The sequence below is a fragment of the Massilia timonae genome (assembly GCF_001866515.1).
Lineage (GTDB): Bacteria > Pseudomonadota > Gammaproteobacteria > Burkholderiales > Burkholderiaceae_D > Telluria > Telluria timonae.
Genome location: NZ_JRYB01000001.1, coordinates 4,249,273 through 4,273,072 on the forward strand (window position 1 = coordinate 4,249,273; position 23,800 = coordinate 4,273,072).

Genomic DNA, 23,800 nt, shown 5'->3' on the forward strand with positions numbered 1-23,800 from the left:
GCCACACTGCGCCCTGCCACATCAGTCCATCGGCGGCATCCCATAGTACTCCGGCGCCCCATCCATCACCACGTCGACACGATCCAGCACCACACCCGGATCGAGCGCATAGATGCGCACGATGTGCACGCCTGGATCGAGCCGCGCCAGCGTGCTGCTGCGCACCGCCATATTGGCCAGCACATTGCGCTTCCATTCGTCGCTGCGGCCGACCGTCGTGTAGTCGAAGACCTCGAGCTGCCCATCGTCCAGCTGCACCGCGATGCGCAGGCGGTTCTCGGACGTCAGTGCATGCACGGGCACGGCGACCAGGCGCAGGGTGGCGCCGCCTTCGCTGCGGGTCTGGAAGCGGTACTCGAGCGGCGCCACGCCCGCGAGCGCGTCGACCCCGCGTGAAGGCAGTTCCAGGCGCGCGCGCATGGCCCTGCCGGACGTGCCGAGGCCGGGCAGGGCTTCCCAGTCGGATGACGCCGGCACTGAAGCGCTGGCCGCCGGCAGCACGACGATGCGTTCGCGCTCGCCCGGCAGGCCACCGTCAACGGCCTGCACCTGCAGGTTCACCTTCAGCATCTGCGCGCCGCAACGCAGGGTGAGCGCTGGGTTGGCGCTTCCATCGACATGCAGGACCAGGCGCTGCTCGTGTCCGTTGCCGGCGTCCAGCCGGCCGGCCGCGAGGCTAGGGCGCACCCCGTGCGCCTCGGGACCGACCGACCAGGCCACATCCTGGCCGCCATGGCTGACCACCGTGAGCGTGCGGCTGACCGCACGCCCGGCCGGCACCACCAGCTGGTTTGCCTCGACCGAATGCGGTGCAGGGTATACCAGCCCGCAGCCGCCCCGCGTGGACGTGTCGTAGGTCGGGTACACCGGTTCGGCGAACACCGGCAGCCGGCGCGGCGCGACGTCCATGAAATGGGCCCACTTGCCGTTCGCCAGCGCGTTGTACGCGGCGGCATCGGCCGCGATGGCGGCATGCGCCCGCCGCGCCTGGCGCACGTACAGATTCGACGAGGGACGCTGCTGGCGCGCGTACTCCGCGGCCAGATCGAGTTTCAGGATGCGCTCGTTCAGGCTGGCGCTGGAGCGCACCGGGTACAGCACCAGCTGGAAGTAGGCGTCGTGCAGCAGCGACGGCAGCCGGGCCTGGAGCGCCTCGGCGCGGCGCACCAGCGCGCGGTAGGCCGCCAGACGCCGCTCGGCTTCCTCGCCGCCGGTGCGGATGTAGTCGGTGGCGCGCACCGGGCGCGTGGGTTCGGTCTGGCTCCAGCCCATGAATTCCGGGCGCCGTTCCCAGGCCAGGCGATAGTATTCGAGCTTGATCGCCGCGATCTCTTTGCCGTGAAAGGCGCCGAATTGCCGACCGGCCCAGGCGGCCAGGTGGTGCGCCGGGTCCCGGCGCAGCACATCGGCGTCGAAGGCGGCGTCGAGGAAGTACTCGGCCAGGTACTCGTTGGGCTTGATGTCGCCCACGTTCAGCATCCACAGGCGCTGCGCGCCGGTGGTCCAGGCGCGCTGGAGCTGGTCGCGGATCAGCGCCGGGTGGGTGGTGCCGAGCCACAGATAGTCGTGCGGGCGGCCCCAGTACGACAGGTGGTAATAGATGCCGTTGCCGCCGCCGCGCGCGCGTTCGCGCGCCGTGCCGAGCTGGTTCAGGTAGCCGTAATTATCCTCTGGCCAGACCAGGGTGACGTCGTCCGGCACCCGCAAGCCGCGGTTGTAGTAGTCCAGCACCTCCTTGTACATCGTGAACGCTTGCGGGATGCGCTCGGCGCTCCGGCCCAGGGTGCGCGCCAGCATGGCGCGCTGCGATGCGATGACTTCTTCCACCGTGGCGCGGGCCTGGTCCGGCCCACTGGCGCCTTCCATGGCCGAGTCGTGCACGCCGCGCAGGCCGAGGGTGTAGACGTTCTCGAAGCCCTTCACCTCTTGCACGCGCTGCCGCCAGTAGCCCAGCAGCGCGTCGCGGTTGGTGAACCAGTTGAATTCCCCGAAGCCGGCTTGCCATTCGCCGACGTTATTGCGCGCCATCGGCTCGGCGTGCGAAGTGCCGACCACGATCGCATGGTCGTCGGCCGCCTGGGCGTTGCCGGGGATCGTATAGAAGGCCCTGGTGCTGTCATGCATGGCCGGCCACAGCAAATTGGCCTTCAGGCGCCACATCAGCTCGAACACGCGGGCATAGGTGCGCGGGCCGATGTCCTTCGCGGGGTCATGCGTCCTGGCGGCCCACGGCTGCAAGCCCCAGTCTTCGTCGTTGATGAAGATGCCGCGCCAGGCTACCGACGGCGCGGCGGACAGGCGCGGCGCGCCGTCGAGCGCGAGCCCGGTCTTGCGCGCCGGCCTGACGTCGGCCCACCATTCCCACGCCGAAATCCCCAGTTCGCGCGAGGCGTCGACCACGCCATACACGGCGCCGCGCCGGTCGGCGCCGGCGATCAGCAGCACGTCGCGTCCGTCGGCGCGGCCCATGGAGCGGATGTAGCGCTCTCGTTGCCCGGCCAGCGGCGCCAGGTCGGCGCCGATGGCGCCGGCCACCTCGCGCACCAGCGCGGTGTCGGCGCTTCCGACCACGATGCAGCGTTGCGGGCAGTCGCTCAACCCTTCCACGCGCCGGCCGGCGATGCCGGTCAGCGCGGCCAGGTCGCGGATCAGCAGATCGGCCGCCAGGCGGGAGGTAGCGCTGCCGTCGGTGACGAGCACGGGCAGGGCGCCATCGCGGTCCAGCGCGAATGGCCGGGCATGGACGGCGCCGCTCGCCACCAGTGCGCCAAGGGCGAGCAGGGCGAGTATCTTCATCGACGCCTTATTGCGGATATTTCGGGCCGGTGGTCACGAACGCGCCGCCCTGCAGGAAGGTGCTCAGGTCGTCCTCCGCCGGATAGGCGAACGGCTGGCCGCCATCCAGGGTGAATCGCGCCGAAGTGCAGCTCCGCGTCGACGCTGTCGCACATGCGCATCACCTGCGCGCGGTCGGCCAGGTCGCACTGCACCACTTCCTCGTTCGCCCCGGCGAGGCCGATGTCGGCCACGTCGGCCAGGCGCACGACGTCGGCGAAGTCGTGCAGGCGCTTGCGCAGACGGCGGTCCAGATTGCCGCCCGTGCCGGTGAAGAGGATGCGTTTGAAAGGTTTGCTCATGATCTCGGTGCCGGTAGATGAAAAAGCAGGTCGGTCGGAGCGCCATTACCGGATGATTCAGCGCGCCCGTCAATCCGGCCGGCGCGATCGGTCACGATGTTGAGTGATTCGCGCCCGGGCCGCACAGGCGGGGCCGGATGCTGAACAATACAGGCGCTGGCGTACGAAGACATCAGCTGGACCAGCATCGACGGATGGCGACACGCATGGATCGCACCGCATTGCCCATCCCGGGCGCCTTGGCCCTGGCGGCCCCGTCGATCGCGGCATCGGCATGCCTGCCTGGGCCGCCCGCACCCAGTACGATTTCCCCCCGGCTGGGAGCTGACGGTCGGCGACCCGCCGGCGCCTACCAGCCCGGTTTCCACGACGGCGCCAACCTGGCCCTGGTGCAGGCGGAGGCGGTCGATGCCGCCGGACGGCGCAATCCGGTTAGCGCTCGACAGCGTGCGGTTCGAACTGGCGGGGTCGGCCGAATGGCGCGGCGGCATCGCGCAGAGCGCCGGCAACCACGCGCTGCGGGCGCGCGCCGACGGCCTGGCGCCGGCCGGGCTCGCGCTGGCATCGACACCGGTCGCGGTGCCGGTGGCTGGCAGCACGGCGGCCAGCAACGGCGAGCGCGCCGCGCAGTCGGTGGACGATGACGAGACCACCAGCTGGGCCAACGCGCCCGGAGCGCCGGCCGAGATCACGTATCGCCTGGCGCGCCCGGCGTTGCTGCGCGAGCTGGTGCTGAAGCTGACCGGCTGGCGCGAGCGCAGCTATCCCTTGCGCGTGTTCGTCGATGGCGCCGAGGTGTACCGGGGCACGACGCCGAAGAACCTCGGTTACGTCACCTTGCCGCTGGCGCCGCGCCACGGCAGCGAGGTGAGGATCGCGCTCGACGGGCAGGCCGATGACGCGGGGGCGATCCGGATGCTCGAAGTGGCCAACCAGGCCAACGCCGACACCGGCGCGCAGCAGGTCGCGCGCTCGCAGTTGTCGATCATCGAGGCCGAATTCTACGAGCTGCCGTGATGCGGGCGGTGCGGCGCGTGCGCCACGCGAACCCAGGGAATCGCTCAAGCGCTTGAGCGATTCCAGGTCGAATGCGCCCCTTTCGATCAGGTGCATGATTCTTTCAATGCCATATGGAATCAGGCAACTGTACGCACATAGAATGTTTTCAAGGCCAAGCAGTACACCTATAACAGAGCCCTTGGAGACGACGACAGATGAACCAAGCAACGACACGCACGCACGTGCTTCACCCGACCCGCTGCGCGCGGGCGGTAGCCGCAGTGATCGCCCTCCTGGCCGCGCATGGCGCGCTGGCGCAGGAAGCGGCGCAGACGCCGGCGAATCCAGCCCCGGCTTCGACCGCGCCATCGGCCAGCACCCCGCCAGCCACCATCAGCGACGGCGAGACCGCGCCGGCCGTGGTCTACATCGCCGGCACGCGCCGCTCGGTGGCATCGGCCATCGATCGCAAGCTGCGCGCCAGCACCGTGTCCGATTCGATCGTGGCCGAAGACATCGGCCAGTTCCCCGACAAGAACGTGGGCGAAGCCTTGTCGCGCGTGACCGGCGTGCAGCTGTCGCGCGATTTCGGCGAAGGCTCGCAGATCTCGATCCGCGGCGTCGAGCCGGACCTGAACCGCATCGAGATCAACGGCATGTCGGTGCTGAACACGAGCGGCACCGCGGGCCGCGGCGCCGAGCTGCGCGAGCTGGCGTCGGAGCTGATCGGCTCGATCGACGTTTACAAGGGCATCACCGCGGACATGACCGAAGGCGGCGTCGGCGGCTCGGTGTCGATCAAGACGCGCAAGCCGCTCGACTTCAAGGAGCCGACCATCGGCACCAGCATCTCGGCCGAACACGCGACTTCGCGCGGCGGCGTCCAGCCGCGCGGCAACCTGTACATGGCCGACAAGTACCTGGGCGGCAAGCTGGGCCTGATGGCTAACTTCGTCTACGACGAGGTTCACACCCGCAATGACTACGCGCGCAACACCTCGTGGCGTTTCATCCAGGACTGGGACAAGTCGCCCGAGAAGACCGTGGTCAGCACCGATCCGCGCCTGGCCGCGATCGGCGATGCGGCCAGTTGCGCCACCTCGGGCTTGAGCTCCGCCCAGGCCGATGCCTGCCGGCGCCAGTGGTTCGACTACTCGCCGGGCATTGCGCGCTACGGCATCTGGACCCGCGACCACAAGCGTTCGTCGGGCGAGGTCACTGCGCAGTACGAGTTCAGCAAGAACTTCAACGCCTGGGTGAGCTACCAGGCCAATACCCAGCGTCAGCGCCTGAACGACCGCAACTTCGGCACCGACTTCCCGGATGCGAATCGCCTGGCGAACGCCGGCCAGGCGCCGGTCTACAACCCGGCCACCGGCGTGCCGACCACGGTCGGCACGTGCGTGCCGGCGGCCACGACGCCGGACGATATGGTGGTCACGAACCACCACGTCACCTCCTACACCGTCGGCAACTGCCTGTACGCGGCTGGCCGGGGCGGGCAGGGCGCCTTCGGCACCTCGGCGCGCGACTTCCAGCTCGACATCGATTCGCGCTATGCCACCTCGGGCTTCCTCTACAAGCGCGACCGCCTCGAGGTCGAGGGCCTGTTCGGCACCTCGCGCTCGCACTACGACAGCGACAGCAACAACATCGCGCTGACCCAGAACGCGCCGGGGCTGAAAGTGACCCTGGACGACCAGGGCCTGCCGCGCTTTACCTTCCCGTCCGGTTACAGCCCGGATGATCCGGCCTCCTACGTCCAGGCGCAGCTCCAGTACCGCCCGAGCGAGACCAAGAACCAGGAAGACCAGGCCAAGGTCGACCTGCGCTATCGATTGACGACGCCGTTCTTCACCAAGCTGTGGTTCGGCGCCCAGGCCCGCAAGGCCGAATCGACCCAGTACAACGGCGGCGGCTACCTCGCCAGCACTGGCGCCAACCCGGCGTCGACCGCCGACGACATCAATGTGCGCGGCGCCAACATCAACCAGACTGCGATCTACGATCCGTTCTATACCGGCGGCGCGCAGCGTCCGAACGACGCCCAGTCCTTCATCAATTCGGGCTATTCGACCCGTTACATCAACGCCGCGCAAATGGCGCAGCTGATCAGCGCCGTCAGCGGCCGTTCGCCCGGCACCTTCTTCGGCGGGCTGGGGGACGTCAAGGGCATGCCGTCCGGCTGGATGTCGCCGGTGTTCGCGAATGCCTTGCCGTTCTTCGACACGTCGGCCTTCAACCACGACTACCTGTATGACTCGCCTGGCAGCGACGGCAACGTCTATCCGCAGATCCCGGCGTTCGGCGTGGAAGAAAAGATTGCCGCCACCTATCTGCGCCTGGACTGGGCCACGCAGTTGTTCGGCTACGAGGTCGACGGCAATATCGGCATGCGTTACACCCGCACCGACAACAAGTCCTCGGGCCTGCAGCGCTATTCGGTGCGTACCGAAACCTCCCCCGGCTCCACGACCTACACCGACGTCGTCATGAGCAACGGGGGCGTCACGGTCGACAACACCTACCACGACTGGCTGCCGAGCTTCAATGGCGCCTTCTGGTTCATCGACAACAAGTTCCTTGCCCGTGTCGGCTGGGCCAAGGCGATGGCGCGCCCGCGCATGGACCTGCTGGCGCCGAACGCCACCTGCGTCCTGGGCAGCGGCAACCCACAGTTCGGCGGCGAAGGCGTCGACACCTGCACCGCCGGCAATCCGGACCTGAAGCCCTACCGCTCGACCAACACCGACTTCAGCCTCGAGTACTACCCGACGCCGGACAGCCAGCTGTCGCTGGCCGTGTTCGAGAAGGACATCTCGAGCTACGTGATCGAGCGCGTGCTCACCCGTGACGTCGACCTGTTCAAGAACGGCCAGCGCTTCAACGTCACCCAAGCCGTCAACGGCGAGGGCGCCACCACCAAGGGCATCGAGCTGGCCGGCCGCACCGCGCTGACCTTCCTGCCGGGCTGGCTGAGCGGCTTCGGCATCGACGCCAACTACACCCGCATGGATTACAAGTACGCGCCGGGCAAGGAGCGCCTGAACCTGCTCGACGACACCGTGCTGCCATATCCCGGCATGTCGAAGACCGCCTACAACCTCTCGCTGTGGTATGACCAGGGCCCGGTCAATGCGCGCCTGGCCTATACCTACCGCGACCGCTTCTTCACCGGCGCCAACGACGTCTCGGGCAACCCGGTATTCCAGGAAAAGACCGGCTTCCTGGACGCGAAGATCCAGTGGCGCTTCAATGACCGCGTGTCGATCGCGCTGGAGGGCAAGAACCTGACCGACGAAGTGCAGCGCAGCGATGCGGGCGACCCGTTCCGGATCAACGAACTGGCCTGGTCTGGACGCCGCTACTTCCTGACCCTGGGCGTCAAGATCTGATCTCGTTCCCGATGTCTGCAGCCAGCCGCCCTTGATGGGGTGGCTGGCTTTTTCGCTTGAGAGGACACCATGAAATCCCATGCATTGCCAATCCTGTGCATGCTGCTGGCGCTGGCCGGCTGCCAGGCCCCGGCCGCATCCGACGATGATGCCGGCTTCGCCAACCCCCTGGTGCGCCAGCGCGCCGATCCCCACGTCACCCTGCATCCGGACGGCTGGTACTATTTCACGGCCACGGTGCCCGAGTACGACCGCATCGAGCTGCGCCGCGCGCGCAGCCTCGCCGAACTCGGGAAGGCCGAGGCCCGGGTCGTCTGGCGCAAGCACGCCAGCGGCGAGATGGGCGCCCACATCTGGGCGCCCGAGCTGCACCGCATCGACGGCAAGTGGTATCTGTACTTCAGCGCCGGCCGCGCCGACAAGGTGTGGGAGATCCGGCTCTACGTGCTGGAGAACAGCGCGGAGAATCCGTTCGAGGGCGAATGGATCGAGCGCGGCCAGCTCAAGACCGGCTGGGAGAGCTTCGCGCTCGACGCCACCACCTTTGCGCACCGCGGCCAGCGCTACCTCTCATGGACCCAGGTCGCGCCGGACGGCAGCAAGGGCACCAACATCTACCTGGCGCGGATGGACGGTCCGCTGGCGATCCGCCAGCCGGCCGTGCTGCTGACGCGTCCCGAGCACGCCTGGGAAAGGATCGGCCACTGGGTCAACGAAGCGCCGGCGGTGCTGGTCAAGCATGGCCGCGTCCTGATGACCTATTCTGCCAGCGCCACCGACGCCAACTACGCGCTCGGCCTGCTGTGGGCGCAAGAGGACGCCGACCTGCTCGACCCGGCCGCGTGGACCAAGTCGCCGCAGCCGGTCCTGCGCAGCAGCGAGAAGACCGGCCAGTATGGACCTGGCCACAACAGTTTTACCACCAGCCGGGACGGCAAGACCGACATCCTGGTCTACCATGCGCGCGACTATCGCGACATCGTGGGCGAGCCGCTGCGCGACCCGAACCGCCACACGCGCGCGCAGGCGATCATCTGGCGCGACGACGGCATGCCCGACTTCGGCGAGCCGGTCGCAGACAGGGAGGCAGCGAAGCAATGAACAGCGTGGATATGCAGCAAAGGAGTGCGACATGAAGTGGTATCACTCGATGGCGGCGGCCTGCGCCGCCCTGTGCGCGGCAGGCTTGCCCTCGGCCCAGGAGCTCGGCATTCCCCAGGGTTCGGGGATGCAGGCGGCGCGTGACGCCGCCAAGGCAGGCGACAGCGATGGCCGAGTCGTCCTGATGCCGGCGCTGACGGCCGGCGCGGCCAATGCGCTGAGCATCCTGGTCTCGAACGACGGCGCCGATTTTACCTCGCTGGCTTCCGAGACCTGGACTCCGCCCGCCGGCGACCTGCGCGATCCGGCGCTGGCGCGTCACGCCGACGGTCGCTACTACCTGGCGTATGCGAACGGCGCAGGCGGCATCGGACTGGCCCGCTCGCCCGATCTGCGGCAGTGGGAGTTCTTGCGCGACATCCCGCTGGGCGGCGCCGGCCAGTCCGGCAAGCCCGGCTGGGTGCGCGAGCGCGACGGCACTCTCAAGCTCGTGTTCGCGAACGCCGGGGGCGTCCACATGGTCGCGCCGGACGCGCAACTGGCCAACTGGTCGGCGCCACGGCGGCTGGAAGGGCTGGCCGGCCACCTTGACGCGGCCGTTCTGCTCGATGGCGAAGGCTATGTGGCGGTGGCGCGCCACCAGGGCGGCCGGCTGGCGCTGGCGCGCGCCGCCTCCCTGGCCGGCCCATGGAAGGTCGAGGCCACCCTGGACAAGCTCGGCGCCGGCGTGACGGCGGCGGCCCTGGTGCGTCATGGCCCGGCCCTGCGCCTGTACGGCGTCGACGCCGGTCGGCGCGCATGGCACGCCGACAGCCTCGATGGCGGCCGCACCTGGGGCGAACGGCGGCGCCTGACCGGCACCGCGGCGATGGCGTCGGGGTTTGGCGCGTTGGCGGGCGATGCCGGGGAGCTGGTCGGCGTGTCGGCGCCCAAGGGAGCGCCACGGAAGGTGAGCTGGGATCAGTATTCCCTCAAGATCGATGGCAAGCGGGTGGTGGTGTGGTCGGGCGAGATCCACCCGTTCCGCCTGCCCAACCCAGCCCTGTGGCGCGACGTGATGCAGAAGATGAAGGCGCTCGGCTTCAATGGCGTGGCCTTCTATTTCGACTGGGGCTACCATTCGCCGGCGCCCGGGGTCTACGATTTCTCGGGCATCCGCAACGTCGAGCGCGCGCTGCAGATCGCAAAAGAGGAGGGCCTGTACGTCATCGCCCGCACCGGCCCGTACATCAACTCGGAATTGACCGGCGGCGGCTATCCGGGCTGGATGTTCCGCAACCGCGGCGAGGCGCGCACCGACGACCCGGTGTACCTGGCGGCGGTGGACGAGTGGATGACCCAGGTGAACGCGATCATCGCGCGCCACCAGGTCACCGATGGCGGCGGCAATGTGATCGCCTACCAGCTCGAGAACGAACTGGGCAAGGTGGAGCCCAAGCACGTGCGCCAGATGGAGCACCTGGCGCGCAAGGCGCGCCGTGACGGCATCACGGTGCCGTTCTTCCACAACGCCGCCGGCCGCCTGCCCGACTGGACGCCGAAGGACTCGAGCGCGGCGTGGGCCAATCCCGGTCCGACCGACATCTACGCCTTCGACGGCTACCCGGGCGGCAGCTGCGACGTGCACGCCAACCCCGCCGGCGCCAACAAGGCGCCCGACTGGGGCATCCATGGCGCGCCTGGCCCGCGCGCCGGCGCGCTGTCTTCCCCCGCCACGCCGGGCTTCGCGGCGGAACTGGGCGGCGGCTGGTTCGACTACTGGGGCTCGAACGGCACCTATGCCTGCACCGCCGAGCGCCAGGGCAAGGGCTACCAGCGGGTGTTCTATGGGACGAACCTGATCAACCGGATCACGATCCACAACGTCTACATGACCTTCGGCGGCACTTCGTGGGGCTGGCTGGCCGGTCCGGTGGTCTACACCTCGTACGACTACGGCGCGGCGATTGCGGAAGACCGCGGCCTGCGTCCCAAGGCCTATGCGCTCAAGCAGCAGGGCATGTTCGTCCAGGCCGCCGAAGCGGTGCTGGCCGAGATGGACAAGGGGCCGCCGCTGGCGCCGGCGGACGGCAAGGTCAGGGTTTACCACAACGTCAACAAGCGCCTGGGCGCCCACGTGGTGTTCGCGGCCCACAATCCCCTCGATGGCAAGGGAGAGGAGCGTTTCAGCGTCAGGCTCGCCACGCGCGACGGCGAGTACACGATCGCCTCGACCCTGCGCGGGCAGGACGCGCGCATGCTGCTGGCCTCCTACGATATGGAACGCCAGCGCCTGGTGTATTCGACCTCCGAGCTGCAGACGCACCTGCGCGACGGTGAACGCGACATCGTGCTGCTGCATGGGCGCGATGGCCTCGAGGGCGAGACCGTGCTGCGCTATGCCGGCGCCCCGAAGGTCGAGGTGCTGGCGGGCCGGGTGCAATCGCGCTGGGACGCGGCCAGGGGCGACCTGGTGCTGAACTACGTGCACGATGGCCTGGCGCGGGTGCGCATCTCGGGCGGTGGGCGCGCCCCGATGCTCCTCCTGCTGGCGGACGAACAGACCAGCATGCGGTTCTGGACCCAGGACACCGGGGCCGGACGCGCCTTGCAACTGACGCCGGCGCTGGTGCGATCGGCGCGGCTCGCCGACGGCCTGCTTGCCATGACGGGCGATGTCGACCAGGATGGCGCCATCGAGATCTGGGGGCCGGCGTTCGAGACGGCCAGCTTCAACGGACAACCGCTGGCGCTCACGCCCCAGCTGGACGGCAGCGTGCGCGCGGCCGGCCTGAAGGGCCCGGAGGCGGTGCGCGTGCCGGACCTGGCGCGCCTGGCCTGGACCCGGCGCATGGACAGCCTGGAGGTGGCGCCGCGCTTCGACGACAGCGCCTGGGTGCGGGCCGACCGGCGCGCGTCGGCGGCCCAGACCTGGACCATGCCGGAACGCGGGCAGCCGACCCTGGCGATGAGCGACTACGGCTTCCACCACGGCGACGTGTGGTATCGCGGGCGCTTCACCAGCACCGATCCGAAGGCCAGCCGGCTCGAGCTGTTCTACGGGGCCGGCGGCGCCGGCATGATCCAGGTGTGGATCGACGGCCGCTTCGTCGGCCAGCACGAGCTGGACACCGGGCGCTCGTTCCCGGAGACGACCGACAGCGTGAAGCTCGACCTGGGCACGCTCACGCCGGGCGAGCACATGATCGCGGTCATGGTGCGCAACAACGGCCATAACTGGAACCTGATGGCGGACGATTTCCATCGCGAGGCGCGCGGCCTGATCTCGGCCTCGCTGACGAGCCGTGGCGGCCAGCGCTTCGGCACGCCGATCGCCTGGCGCATCCAGGGCCGCCAGGGCGGCGAGGACTTGGTCGACCGCGTGCGCGGCCCGATGAACAACGGCGGCCTGTATGGCGAGCGCGCCGGCTGGCACCTGCCGACCGCGTCGTCCCAGGGTTGGCAGTCCGCTCGCCCGACCGACGCCCCGCCGGCCGCCGGCACCTATTGGCTGCGCACGCAATTCAAGCTCGACCTGCCGCGCGACCACGACGTCCAGCTCGCCCTGGCCTTCGGCGACACCGACAAGCCACGCTCCGAACGCGACAACCGCGCGCTGATTTTCGTCAACGGCTGGAACATGGGCCAGTTCATCGCCCACATCGGCCCGCAGCGTACCTTCGTCATCTCGCCGGGCATCCTGAATCCGAACGGCGAGAACACGATCGCGCTGGCGGTCACGACCGACGGCCGCCCCGAAAACGCCCTGGAACCCATAAGGCTAGTCACTTTGCGCGCGACCCGCGGCGGCGTCCCCCTCGAGATCATGACCGCACAGGATGGGAAACCCCAAAAATAGCGATCCTTATTCCACCAATAATGAGGGTCAGAGTCGAATTGTTTGCCAACTTCAGTAAATCAATTGGCCAATAATTCGACTCTGACCCTCATTGTTGGGTTAGTGAGCGTGGGATAGTTGTGGGGTGGCTGTGGAGAGTGCGGCGCGCCACGCGTCGCGGTAGGCGGACAGGCCGGCGACCGCGCGCGGCGGCTTGGGGTGGTGTTGAATGGTTGGGGTGGCGTCGCGGTAGCGCAGCAGCCAGCCGCCGCAGGTGGTGCCGCTGGCGTCGTCGGAGTAGGCCAGCGCCTGGTGGGGACGCAGGCTGGCCAGCAGGGGGCCGAACCAGGGATTCGCCGTGAAGCTGCCCTCGACGGTGATCGGGCCGCGCGCGCCGAGCGCGTCGAGGCAGTAGTCGGTCATCAGGACACAGTACAGCGTGGCGAGCGCGAAGCGTTCGCCGACGTCGGCGGCGGGCGGTCCCGCGATGCGGCCGGCCCGGCCTGCGAACGGGCCGCCGCCATCGGCGAAGCACGGCAGCGCCATCGTGCCGCGCGCGATCAGCCGTTCGAGCTGCTCGAATGAACAAGTGCCCGGCTGGTCGCCCGCCAGCGCGCCGAATTCGCGTCCACCCATGAAGCGCATGCAGGCCACTGGCTGGCCGAGCGCGTTGGTATTGGCCAGCATGTCGGCGTCTTCGCGCAGGCCGGCGAGACCGACGCCGAAGGCGGCCGCGATCAGCCAGGTGCCGGTCGACAGCACGGTGCGCGGCGCGCTGGGGACATCCGCGCCGTCGCGGCCCAGGTGGCGCAGCAGCGAGGCATTGCTGTCGTGGATGCCGCACAGGACCTCGCAGCCTGGCGCCAGCCCGGTGGCTTGCGCGACCTCGGGACGCAGCACGCCGAGCGCCGCCCAGGCGGGCGCCAATGGCGGCATCTGGGCTTCCCAGCCCATGCGCGTCACCAGCGAGGAATAGTCCTGGCGCACCGGGTCCCACATATCGGTGTGGCAGCCGAGCGACGTCGCTTCGCCGGCGGCGACGCCACACAGGCGCCAGGCCCAGTACTGCGGATACATCAGGATGTGGCGCGCCCGCGCGAAGGGTTCGGGGTGATGCTGCCGCAGCCAGGCCAGCTGGCGGCCCAGGTTCAGGCCCGCCGGCAGCAGCGGCGAACAGGTCTGCGCATAGGCCGGCCGCAGCGCGGCGTAGTCGAGCCCCGGCAGCGCCGCCTCGTAGTCGAGCACCGGCAGCACCAGGCCGTCGTCGTCGACCAGGGCGGCGGTGGCGCCGTGGGTGACGGGCACGATCGCGGTCACCCGCGCCTGGCCGGCGAAGGCGCGGCAGGTCGCCAGCATCCAGTCCCAGATGCCGTCGGTGTCGTGGTGCGGATAGGGGCCGTCGTGCAGGATCGCATTCGGCCGGCGCCGTTCGGCCAGCAGCCGTCCGGCCGCGTCGACCAGGGCCAGCTTGACGTTCGTCTTGCCGATGTCGAGTACGATCAGCGCGTCGTCCGGGGTCGCTTGCATGGGGGCGCGCTCCATCAATGACGGGCCGGCTTGCCGCGCAACAGGCGCGACAGCGCGATGGTGGCCAGCAGCAGCACGCCCACCACGATCGTCATGTAGATGCCGGGCACGTTGGCCAGCGCCAGCCCATAGGTCACCGCGCCCATCGTCAGCACCGCCAGCAGCACGCCGCCGATGGTGCCGGCGCCGCCGGCGATGCTCACGCCGCCCAGGATCACCATGGTGATGATCTCGAGCTCCCAGCTGGTGGCGATGTTCGGCCGCGTGCTGCCGATGCGGCCGGTCAGCAGGAAGGCCGCCAGGCCCGCCATGGCGCCGGTGAGCATGAACAGGCCCAGGCGGTAGCGGTCGACCGCGATGCCCGAGAAGCGCGCGGCGTCCGGATTATTGCCGATGGCGTAGATGCGGCGGCCCACCGTGGTGGCATGCAGCACCACGGCGAACAGCAGCGCGAAACCGAGCAGGATCACGAAGGCGCGCGGCACCACGCCGAAGAAGGTGCCCTGGCCCCAATCCGCCATCAGCTGCGGGTAGTTGGTGAAAGCCTGGTCGCCCAGCGCCACGCTGGCCAGGCCCCGGTACAGGGCGATGGTGCCGATGGTGACGACGATCGAGGGCAGCATGAAGCGCGTGACCAGGAAGCCATTGAGCCAGCCGCAGGCCAGGCCGGTGCCGACCGCCACGAACAGCAGGGTCTCGGCCGGCAGGCCGGCGCCGTGCGCCAGGCCCATGGCGACCGACGACAACGCCAGCGTGCCGGCCACCGAGATGTCGATCTCGCGGCAGATGATCAACAAGGCCATCGGCAGCGCGATCAGCGCCTTCTCGCTGAAGTTGACCGTGCCATCGAGCAGGTTGTAGGGATCGAGGAAGTGCTCGAGCGTGACGCCGCCGGCGACGAACACCGCCAGCAGAAGTATGGCAAGCAGGGTCTCCCAGCGCGCCAGCACGTGGCGCAGGCCTGGCTTCTTGCGGTCGAGGATCGTATAACGCGATGTGTGGCTGGAGTCGTTCACGGTCTTGATATCGAGTGGGGGTTCGACCTGGGCGATGCTGGTCGCATTCATGCTGGGCTCCTTGCGGCCGGAACGTCGGTGCGGTGCAGCGGCAGGATCTGGCGGCTGCGCTTGCGGTTGCCGCCGGCATTGAGCAGCACGGCCGCCAGGATCACGGCGCCGGTCAGCGCGCTTTGCCAGAACGGCGAGACCTGCAGCACCGGCAGGGCATTGCCGATCACCGACAGGAACAGGGCGCCGAGCACGGTGCCGAGCACCGAGCCGACGCCGCCGGCGATGCTAGCGCCGCCGATCACGCAGGCGGCGATCACGGTGAATTCGAAACCATAGGCGATCTCGGTATACGCGACCGCATAGCGCGCCACCCACAGGTAGCCGCACAGGCCCGCCACCATGCCCGAGAGGCCATAGGTCCAGAGCAGGCGGCGCGCGGTCGGAATGCCGATGTAGGCGGCGCATTGCGGCGCATTGCCAATCGCGTACAGGTCGCGCCCGAAGCGGGTGTGACGGGCCAGGAAGGCCATCGCCAGCACCGCGCCAAAGGCGATCCACACCAGGTGCGGCAGGCCGAACAGGCGCTGCAGCGGGAAGCCGATGAAGTTGGCCGGCATCTGGTGCGCCGACACCCAGGCGCCGCCCGAGATCACGAACACCAGGCCGCGGTACACGCTCATGGCGCCCAGCGTGACCACGATCGGCGGCAAGGCCAGATAGCCGATCAAGCCGCCGTTGACGAGGCCAAGGGCCAGGCCCGTGCCGGCCGCGGCCAGCATCACCAGCGCCAGAGGCAGTTCCGGATTACCCGACGCCAGCATGGCCGCGACCATGCCCGACAAGGCCAGGTTCGAGGCCACCGACAGGTCGATGCCGCGGGTGACGATCACCAGCATCTGGGTCAGGGCCAGCATCACCAGCAGGGTGCTGTCGGTGAGCAGGTTGGCCAGCGAGGCGGTGGTGAGAAAGACCGGGGCGCGCAGGCCGACCAGCAGCACCAGCGCCACCACCATCACGGCCAGCAGGGCTTCGCGCTGCCTGAATACCTCGGTCATGGGGACACGCTTGATCATGGCGCCGCCTCCAGTCCCAGGTCGACCCCGGATGCGGCCGCGACCACGGTCTCGGGCGTGGCCTCGCCGCGCGCGAATTCGCGCACCACACGGCCCTGGCGCATCACGACCACGCGGTCGGCCAGGCCCAGCACCTCGGGCAGTTCGGACGAGACCAGGATCACCGACAGGCCGCGTTCGACCAGGCCGCTCACGAAGCGGTGCACGGCGGCCTTGGAGCCGATGTCGATGCCCTTGGTGGGTTCGTCGAGGATGATGACCTTGGGATCGGTGGCCAGCCACTTGCCGAGCACCACCTTCTGCTGGTTGCCGCCCGAGAGCTCGTCGACGTTCTGGCTCAGGTAGGCGGCCTTCAGCTCCAGCTGTTCGGCGAAGCGGCGCGCCAGCGCGGCCTCGGCCCGGGCACGGGGGAAGAAACCCAGCTTGGACAGGATCGGCAGCGTGATGTTGTGCATGATCGGCATGGTCAGGTGCGCACCATGGTGCTGGCGGTCCTCGGGCACATACGCCAGGCCGCATGCGATCGCTTCGCCCGGGTTGCCAAATACCGCCGGCTGGCCCTCCAGCCGCACGCTGCCGGTCACCCGCGTCGTCAATCCGAACAGCGCCTGCATCACCTCCGAACGCCCGGCGCCCACCAGTCCATAAAAGCCGAGGATTTCCCCCTTGCGCAGGGTGAAGCCGACATCCTGGAATTCGGTCGGGTGGCTCAAGCCCTCGACCTCCAGCAGCGGCGCGCCGATTGCTACCTCGGCCTTCGGATAGGCCTGGTGCACCGCGCGGCCGACCATCAGCGCCACCAGCTCCGGCTCCTTCACGTCGGCCAGCCGGCCTTCGGCCACGAACTGGCCGTCGCGCAGCACCGTGTAGCAGTCGGCCACTTGATAGATCTCGTCGAACTTGTGCGAGATGAAGATGACGGCGGTGCCGCGCGCGCGCAAGCCGTCGATGATGCGATACAGCTCGCGGATCTCGCGCTGCGACAGCGCGGCGGTCGGCTCGTCCATGATGACCACGCGCGCATCCTGCGACAGGGCGCGCGCGATCTCGACGAAGTGGCGCTGGGCCACCGACAGGTCGCGCACGCGGGCGCGCACCGGCAGCGACACCTCAAGGCGCGCGAACAGCTCCTCGGCCTCGGCTTCGATGCCGGCCCAGTCGATGCGCCGCGCTGGGCCGCGGGTCGGGTGGCGTCCCACATAGATGTTCTCGGCCACCGACAATTCGTCGAACATCACGGTTTCCTGGTGCACGGCGGTGATGCCGGCGGCCATCGCTTGCTGCGGGCTGCCGAAGGACACCGGCTTCCCGTCGAGCAGGATCGCGCCTTCGTCGGGACGGTGGATGCCGGTCAGGGTCTTGACCAGGGTCGACTTTCCGGCCCCGTTCTCGCCGATCAGGGCCATGACTTCGCCCGGACGGATGGACAGGCGCACGCCATTCAGGGCGCAGACGCCGTTGAAGCGCTTGGTGATGCCGGTCAGCTGCAGTACCGGCGTGGCGGGCGCGCCGTCGTGCGGGCGCAGGGGAGGGCTTGTCAGTTGGGTCACTGGCATATGGGTGCTGCAAACGGATGAAAGGCGCCGCGCGCCGATCATGCAAATCGCATCGATCGCGCGCGGCGGACGGGCCGGGTCAGAACAGCTTGGCGAACTTGTCGACGTTGCCGGCGTTGTAGGTGAACGGCGGGCCGAGGGCGGTTTCGCCGTTGGCGTCCAGGGTCACGGCGCCCAGGCGGCCGACCGCGACGGTCGCGCCAGCGCTGGAAGTCGCCTTGCCGGCCACGAACTGGTGGGCCGCATAGGTGGCGGCGTAGCCCAGGTCGACCGGGTTCCAGATCGCGAATTCACGCACCGCGCCGCTCTTGACGTGGCCGGCCATCTCGGACGGCAGGCCCAGGCCGGTGACGAACACCTTGCCCACCAGGCCCTCGTCGGCCACCGCCTTGCTGGCGGCGACGATGCCGACCGTGGTCGGGGCGATGATCGCCTTCAGGTTCGGGTGGCTGCGCAACAGGCCGATGGCTTCGCGGTAGCTCTTGTCCGACTGGTCGTCGCCATACACGGTCGCCACCAGCTTCAGGCCAGCGTATTGGGGCTGCTCGAGCGTCTTCTTCATGACGCCGATCCAGATGTTCTGGTTGGTCGCCTGGGCCGACGCCGACAGGATCGCCAGCTCGCCCTTGCCGTCCAGTTCCGCCGCCGCCATCTCGATCTGCTTCTGGCCGATCAGTTCCGCGTTGGAGGGATTGAGCTGCATCTGGCGCCCGTCGGGGGCCAGCGCGCTGTCGAACGAGATCACCTTGATCCCGCGCTGCATCGCCTTCTTGGCGATCGGCACCAGGGCGTTCGGGTCGTTGGCCGAGACCACGATCGCATCGACCTTCTGGCTGATCAGGGAATTGATGATCTCGATCTGGCCTTCCGCGCTGGGCGTGGTCGGGCCGGTATAGATGATCTCGACCCCGCCGATTTCGGCGGCGGCATCCTTCGCGCCCTGGTGGGCGGCGTCGAAGAAGCCGTTGCCCAGGCTTTTGACGACCATCGCGATGCGGGTCTGTTCAGGCGCGTCCGCGGCCTTCTTGTCGGCGCAGCCGGCCAGGCCGGCGAACACCCCGACGGCCGCCGCGGCGAGCAGGAGCTGTTTGATCTTCAATGCGAAATCTCCATCAGGGCTGCGGACTGGAAGTCATACTGGGGGCTGTAGCGCGTGGTGCGCAACGCCGGCATCTCGCCGTCGGGTTCGACGGTGACGACCTTCACGCCATACTGTTCGAGCAGCTGCACCGCCTTGTCGGAAGCGTCGGTATCGGTGATCACGGTGGACACGCGATCCAGGCCGCACAGGATCAGGCCGGCCTTGCGCGCGAACTTCGAGCTGTCGGCCAGCACCACCAGTTCCTCGGCCTGGCTGATCAGGCGCTTCTCGGCCTGGATCAGGAGCGGGTCGGCTTCCATCAATCCCAGCAGCGACAGGCCGTAGACGCTCATGAACATCTTGGTGGCGTAGTGGTGCTGGGTGATGTCGTTGTCGAACGGCGAAAGGATGACGTTCTGCTCGCGGTACACGCGCCCGCCCGGCACGATGATCTCGTTCTCGCTCGAGACCAGCAGCCGCTCGGCCATCAGGAATGAGTTGGTCAGGATCTTGAGCTGCTTCTCGGTGAGGAACTCGGCCATCATGAAGGTGGTGGTGCCACCGTTGATGATGATCGTCTCGCCGTCGTTGCACATGCCGGCCGCATGGCGGGCGATGGCGCGCTTGCGCGAGGCGAAGCACTGGATATTGTTCTGGAACGTTTCGCTGGTCAGCGGGAACTGGCGCGTCCTGGGCAGCAGGTTCTCGGCGCCGCCCCGGGTGCGGGTGAGCAGGTTGCGTCCCGCCAGCCAGCTGATGTCGCGCCGGACCGTCGCCGGGGACGCGTTGAGCCATTCGACAAGCTGCTGGACCGTCGCCGTCTGGTGCTCGGCAAGCAGTTTCAGCAAACGCTTGCGGCGTTTGTGATTCACCATATTGTGTCTCCTCCGTAAGCCGTCTGGTTGTGTGCGGCATGGGACCCGTCGTTCCAGGCCTCTTGTGGGCAGGAATCGCGGGGTGTTCGAAAAGAGTAGTTTCTAGATGCAATATCGTCAATCACCAAATGATCATTTGACTGATTATTTCCCGGCGCTGCAGCGCACAAATGCTCAAATCGCTCAAGTCGGTGATTGATTCTTACTTGGTCAGCAAGTTGATTGTTTCCGCGTTGACACCCCGTGGGCCGCTGCTTTCTACTGTCTGCCGATGCCGTAGCGCTGCTGGAGCAGCATGCGGACGCAGGACATGGATGAGACGCATCGATTCGATGACAAAACAATCAACTAGGAGATACAGATGGGCGCCTTGAGCGAAACGAAGCAGCGCGAACCGATCACCTCGCGCTGGGATGAAGCCGTTGCGGCCACCTTGAGTGAGCCGGAACTGCTGCTGTACCGGTCCAACCTGCTGGGTTCCGACCTGCGGATCACCAATTTTGGCGGCGGCAATACCTCGGCCAAGATCGACATGGTCGACCCGCTGTCGGGCGAGCAGGTCGAGGTATTGTGGGTGAAGGGTTCGGGCGGTGACCTGGGCAGCATCAAGCTCGATGGCTTCTCGACCCTCTACATGAGCAAGCTGCATGCGCTCAAGGGACGCTACCGCGGCCTCGAACACGAAGACGAGATGGTCGGCTACCTGCCGCACTGCACCTTCAACCTGAACCCGCGCGCGGCCAGCATCGACACGCCGCTGCACGCGTATATCGCGCGCCGCCACGTCGACCACATGCACCCGGACGCCTGCATCGCGATCGCCGCCTGCAAGAACAGCAAGGAACTCACCGCGAAGATCTTCGAGGGCGAGCTGGGTTGGCTGCCGTGGCAGCGTCCTGGCTACGACCTGGGCCTGAAGCTGGAGGCCGTGTCGCAGGCCAATCCGCAACTGAAGGGCATCATCCTCGAAGGCCACGGCCTGTTCACCTGGGGCGACACTTCGCAGTCGTGCTACGAAACCACGCTGGCGATCATCAAGCGCGCCGAGGACTGGCTGGCGCAGAACATCCAGCAGCCGGTGTTCGGCGGCCCGGCCAGCCCGATCCTGCCTGCATCCGAGCGCGCGGCGCTGGCGGCGCGCCTGATGCCGCTCCTGCGCGGGAAGATCAGCAAGGACGAGTACAAGCTCGGTCACTTCGACGACAGCGACGCCGTGCTCGAATTCGTGAGCAGCGCCCACCTGGCGCCGCTGGCGGCGCTGGGCACCTCGTGCCCGGATCACTTTTTGCGCACCAAGATCCGCCCGCTGGTGCTGGACTTCGACCCGAGCGCGCCCGATTTCGAGCGCCTGGCCGCGAGTCTCGACCAGGCCCTGGTCGACTACCGCGCCGACTACACCGCCTACTACGAGCGCTGCAAGCGCGCCACCAGCCCGAAGATCCGCGACGCCAACCCGATCATCTACCTGATCCCGGGCGTGGGTATGCTGTCCTTCGCCAAGGACAAGGCCACCGCCCGCATCGCCGGCGAGTTCTACGTCAACGCCATCAACGTGATGCGCGGCGCGAATGGCGTCGACACCTATGTCGGCCTGCCGGAACAGGAAGCCTTCGACATCGAGTACTGGCTGCTCGAGGAGGCCAAGCTGCAGCGCATGCCCAAACCGAAAAGCCTGGCCGGCCGCATCGCGCTGGTGACCGGCGGCGCCGGCGGCATCGGCCAGGCGGTCGCGCGCCAGCTGCTGCAGGAGGGAGCCTGCGTGATGCTGACCGATATCGATCCCGAGGCCCTCGAACAGGCCGGCAAGGACCTGGCCAAGGTCGCAGGCAAGGACAGCATCGGCACCGTGCGCGCCAATATCACGAACGAAGAGGAAGTCGCCGGCATTCTTGAGGCGGCCGCGCTGCGTTTCGGCGGCGTCGACCTCCTGATTTCGAACGCCGGCATCGCCTCGGCGGCGCCGCTGGACGAGACCACGCTGGAGATATGGAAGCGCAACCAGGATATCCTCGTGACCGGCTACTTCCTGGCTACCCGCGCGGCTTTCCGCATCATGAAGCAGCAGGGCCTGGGCGGCAGCATGGTCTTCGTGGGCAGCAAGAACGGCCTGGTCGCATCCGCCGGGGCCTCCGCCTACTGCACCGCCAAGGCGGCCGAACTGCACCTGGCGCGCTGCGTGGCGCTGGAAGGCGCCGAACACGGCATCCGCGTCAACGTCGTCAATCCGGACGCCGTGATCCGCGGCTCGCGCATCTGGGACGGCAAGTGGAAGGAAGAACGCGCCGCCTCCAACAAGATCGAAGCCGACGACGTCGAGGAGTTCTACCGCAAGCGCAGCATGCTGAAACTCTCGGTGCTGCCGGAGGATATCGCCGAAGCGGTGTACTTCTTCGCCAGCGACAAGTCGGGCAAGAGCACCGGCAACATCCTGAACGTGGATGCCGGCAACGCCGCCGCCTTCACGCGCTGACCGCGGGCGATACGCTAAGATAGCAAGAGATCACAACAAGCTGGGACGCCGACCCTCCGGGGCGCGCGTCACCGGTCATCGGCGGCGTATGCCGCCTGCATGGAGGAGACGAGTATGACAAGCGTTATCGACGCCGGCCTGGTCGCGGACCAGAACGCCAAACTGGACGCGCAACTGCAGGCCGACTACGAGGGATTGGGCGGCATGCTGGCGCGCCGCGGACTGGATATCGACAAGCTGACCGCGCTGGCGCAGAGCTTCGCCGTGGCGGTGCCCAGCTGGGGCGCCGGCACCGGCGGCACGCGCTTCGCGCGCTTCCCGGGCCGCGGCGAGCCGCGCAATGTGTTCGAGAAGCTGGAAGACTGCGCCGTCATCCACCAGCTGACCCGCGCCACGCCCAGCGTGTCGCCGCACTTCCCGTGGGACAAACCGACCGACGCCTCCGAGCTGCGCGAAACGGCGCAGGCGCTGGGCCTGGCCTTCGACGCGGTCAATTCGAACACCTTCCAGGACCAGCAGGGCCAGGCGCAGAGCTATAAGTTCGGCAGCCTCACGTCGACCAGCGCCGCCGTGCGCGCGCAGGCGGTGGCCCACAATATCGAATGCATCGAGATCGGCCGCGCGATCGGTTCGCAGGCGCTGACCGTGTGGGTCGGCGACGGCGCCAACTTCCCCGGCCAGCACAACCTGCGCGGCGCGCTGGAGCGCTACCTGGACAGCATGCGCGAGATTTATGCCGCGCTTCCCGCCGACTGGAACGTGTTCATCGAACACAAGCTGTTCGAGCCGGCGTTCTACGCCACCACCATCGCCGACTGGGGCACCAGCTTCGCCTGCGCCACCGAGCTGGGACCGAAGGCCAAGTGCCTGGTCGACCTGGGCCACCATGCGCCGAACACGAATATCGAGATGATCGTGGCGCGCCTGGCGCAGTTCGGCAAACTCGGCGGCTTCCACTTCAACGACAGCAAGTATGGCGACGACGACCTGGATTCCGGCTCGATCAACCCGTTCCAGCTGTTCCTGGTGTTTAACGAGCTGGCCGACGCGGCGCGGCGCGAGGGCGAGGCCTTCAAGCCGGCCTATATGCTGGACCAGTCGCACAACGTGACCGACCCGATCGAGAGCCTGATGAGCAGCGCGGCCGAGGTGCAGCGCGCCTTCGTGCAGTCGGCCCTGGTCGACCGCGCCGCGCTGGCCGCGCTGCAGGAGCAGAACGACGTGCTGGAGGCGGCGCAGACCCTGAAGCGCGCCTTCCGCACCGACGTCAGCCCGATCCTGGCGATGGCGCGCGTGCGCGCCGGCGGCGCCGCCGATCCGGTGGCCTGCTACCGCGCCAGCGGCTACCGCGACCGCGTGGCCGGCCTGCGCCCCGTGAAGGCCGGGGCCAGCAGCAGCGGGATCGTCTGAGCATGGGCGTTAACGCCACGCGCGCCTTCCGCATGAAGCTCAAGGCCGGCAACGAGGCGGAGTACCGGCGCCGGCACGACGCCATCTGGCCCGAGCTGGCCGCGCTGTTGTCTGGCGCCGGCATCCACGACTACGCGATCTTCCTCGACGAGGCGACGCTCGACCTGTTCGCGGTGATGAAGCTGCGCCCGGGGCATGATCTCGGTCCGCTGCCCGATCATCCGGTGATGCGCACATGGTGGGATTACATGGCCGACCTGATGGAGGTCGAGCCGGGCAACCGGCCGAAGGAGTGGCCGCTGACCCAGGTATTCCACCTGGCTTGAACCCGATTGGCTCCGCGGCCTGG

Annotated in this window: 15 protein-coding genes; 7 read left to right on the forward strand and 8 right to left on the reverse strand. The window is 68.2% G+C overall.

The genetic code is table 11. The features are described from left to right. Positions 1-21 precede the first annotated feature (21 nt). Positions 22-2,796 (reverse strand): glycosyl hydrolase 115 family protein, encoded by a 2,775-nt coding sequence (locus LO55_RS18095; RefSeq protein ID WP_071362531.1) that lies wholly within the window; start codon positions 2,794-2,796, stop codon positions 22-24. Then, positions 2,793-3,137 (reverse strand): NAD-dependent epimerase/dehydratase family protein, encoded by a 345-nt coding sequence (locus tag LO55_RS26450; protein ID WP_143054552.1) that lies wholly within the window; start codon positions 3,135-3,137, stop codon positions 2,793-2,795. Before LO55_RS26450 ends, LO55_RS18095 begins: the two co-directional genes overlap by 4 nt. 408 nt (positions 3,138-3,545) lie before the next feature. Between LO55_RS26450 and LO55_RS18105 the strand changes: the two genes are divergently transcribed. From LO55_RS18105 to LO55_RS18120, 4 genes are all read left to right on the forward strand, one after another. Further along, entirely contained in the window at positions 3,546-4,154 is a 609-nt protein-coding gene (locus LO55_RS18105) for a hypothetical protein (protein ID WP_071362533.1), read from the forward strand. Positions 4,155-4,351: 197 nt separating this feature from the next. Then, complete coding sequence (locus LO55_RS18110; RefSeq protein ID WP_071362534.1) at positions 4,352-7,531, forward strand: TonB-dependent receptor; 3,180 nt, start codon at positions 4,352-4,354, stop codon at positions 7,529-7,531. A gap of 69 nt (positions 7,532-7,600) precedes the next feature. Further along, on the forward strand, positions 7,601-8,632 hold the full coding sequence (locus tag LO55_RS18115; RefSeq protein WP_071362535.1) for a glycoside hydrolase family 43 protein: 1,032 nt from the start codon (positions 7,601-7,603) through the stop codon (positions 8,630-8,632). A 31-nt stretch (positions 8,633-8,663) separates the two neighbouring features. After that, positions 8,664-12,470, forward strand: a complete 3,807-nt coding sequence (locus LO55_RS18120) for a beta-galactosidase (RefSeq protein ID WP_083415413.1) — start codon at positions 8,664-8,666, stop codon at positions 12,468-12,470. A 99-nt stretch (positions 12,471-12,569) separates the two neighbouring features. On the opposite strand, the gene LO55_RS18125 is transcribed toward LO55_RS18120, so the two are convergent. The 6 genes from LO55_RS18125 to LO55_RS18150 form a co-directional block, all read right to left on the reverse strand. Further along, a complete protein-coding gene (locus LO55_RS18125) occupies positions 12,570-13,976 on the reverse strand; it encodes an FGGY-family carbohydrate kinase (RefSeq protein ID WP_071362536.1) in 1,407 nt (468 codons plus the stop codon). Between the two features lie 14 nt (positions 13,977-13,990). Further along, complete coding sequence (locus LO55_RS18130; RefSeq protein ID WP_071362537.1) at positions 13,991-15,043, reverse strand: ABC transporter permease; 1,053 nt, start codon at positions 15,041-15,043, stop codon at positions 13,991-13,993. After that, positions 15,040-16,059, reverse strand: a complete 1,020-nt coding sequence (locus tag LO55_RS18135; protein ID WP_143054553.1) for an ABC transporter permease — start codon at positions 16,057-16,059, stop codon at positions 15,040-15,042. Before LO55_RS18135 ends, LO55_RS18130 begins: the two co-directional genes overlap by 4 nt. Further along, positions 16,056-17,615, reverse strand: coding sequence for a sugar ABC transporter ATP-binding protein (locus tag LO55_RS18140; RefSeq protein WP_071362538.1), 1,560 nt, complete (start codon positions 17,613-17,615; stop codon positions 16,056-16,058). The genes LO55_RS18135 and LO55_RS18140 overlap by 4 nt, the downstream gene beginning before the upstream one ends. Before the next feature lie 79 nt (positions 17,616-17,694). Next, positions 17,695-18,714 (reverse strand): rhamnose ABC transporter substrate-binding protein, encoded by a 1,020-nt coding sequence (rhaS, locus tag LO55_RS18145; RefSeq protein WP_071362539.1) that lies wholly within the window; start codon positions 18,712-18,714, stop codon positions 17,695-17,697. Next, positions 18,711-19,571 (reverse strand): DeoR/GlpR family DNA-binding transcription regulator, encoded by an 861-nt coding sequence (locus LO55_RS18150; protein ID WP_071362540.1) that lies wholly within the window; start codon positions 19,569-19,571, stop codon positions 18,711-18,713. The genes rhaS and LO55_RS18150 overlap by 4 nt, the downstream gene beginning before the upstream one ends. A gap of 361 nt (positions 19,572-19,932) precedes the next feature. Between LO55_RS18150 and LO55_RS18155 the strand changes: the two genes are divergently transcribed. From LO55_RS18155 to LO55_RS18165, 3 genes are all read left to right on the forward strand, one after another. Further along, the gene (locus tag LO55_RS18155; RefSeq protein WP_071362541.1) at positions 19,933-22,041 is read left to right on the forward strand and encodes a bifunctional rhamnulose-1-phosphate aldolase/short-chain dehydrogenase; all 2,109 of its coding nucleotides are present in this window, start codon (positions 19,933-19,935) and stop codon (positions 22,039-22,041) included. A gap of 114 nt (positions 22,042-22,155) precedes the next feature. Beyond that, positions 22,156-23,451, forward strand: a complete 1,296-nt coding sequence (gene rhaI / locus LO55_RS18160) for an L-rhamnose catabolism isomerase (RefSeq protein WP_071362542.1) — start codon at positions 22,156-22,158, stop codon at positions 23,449-23,451. Between the two features lie 2 nt (positions 23,452-23,453). After that, the gene (locus LO55_RS18165) at positions 23,454-23,777 is read left to right on the forward strand and encodes an L-rhamnose mutarotase (RefSeq protein WP_071362543.1); all 324 of its coding nucleotides are present in this window, start codon (positions 23,454-23,456) and stop codon (positions 23,775-23,777) included. Positions 23,778-23,800 lie beyond the last annotated feature (23 nt).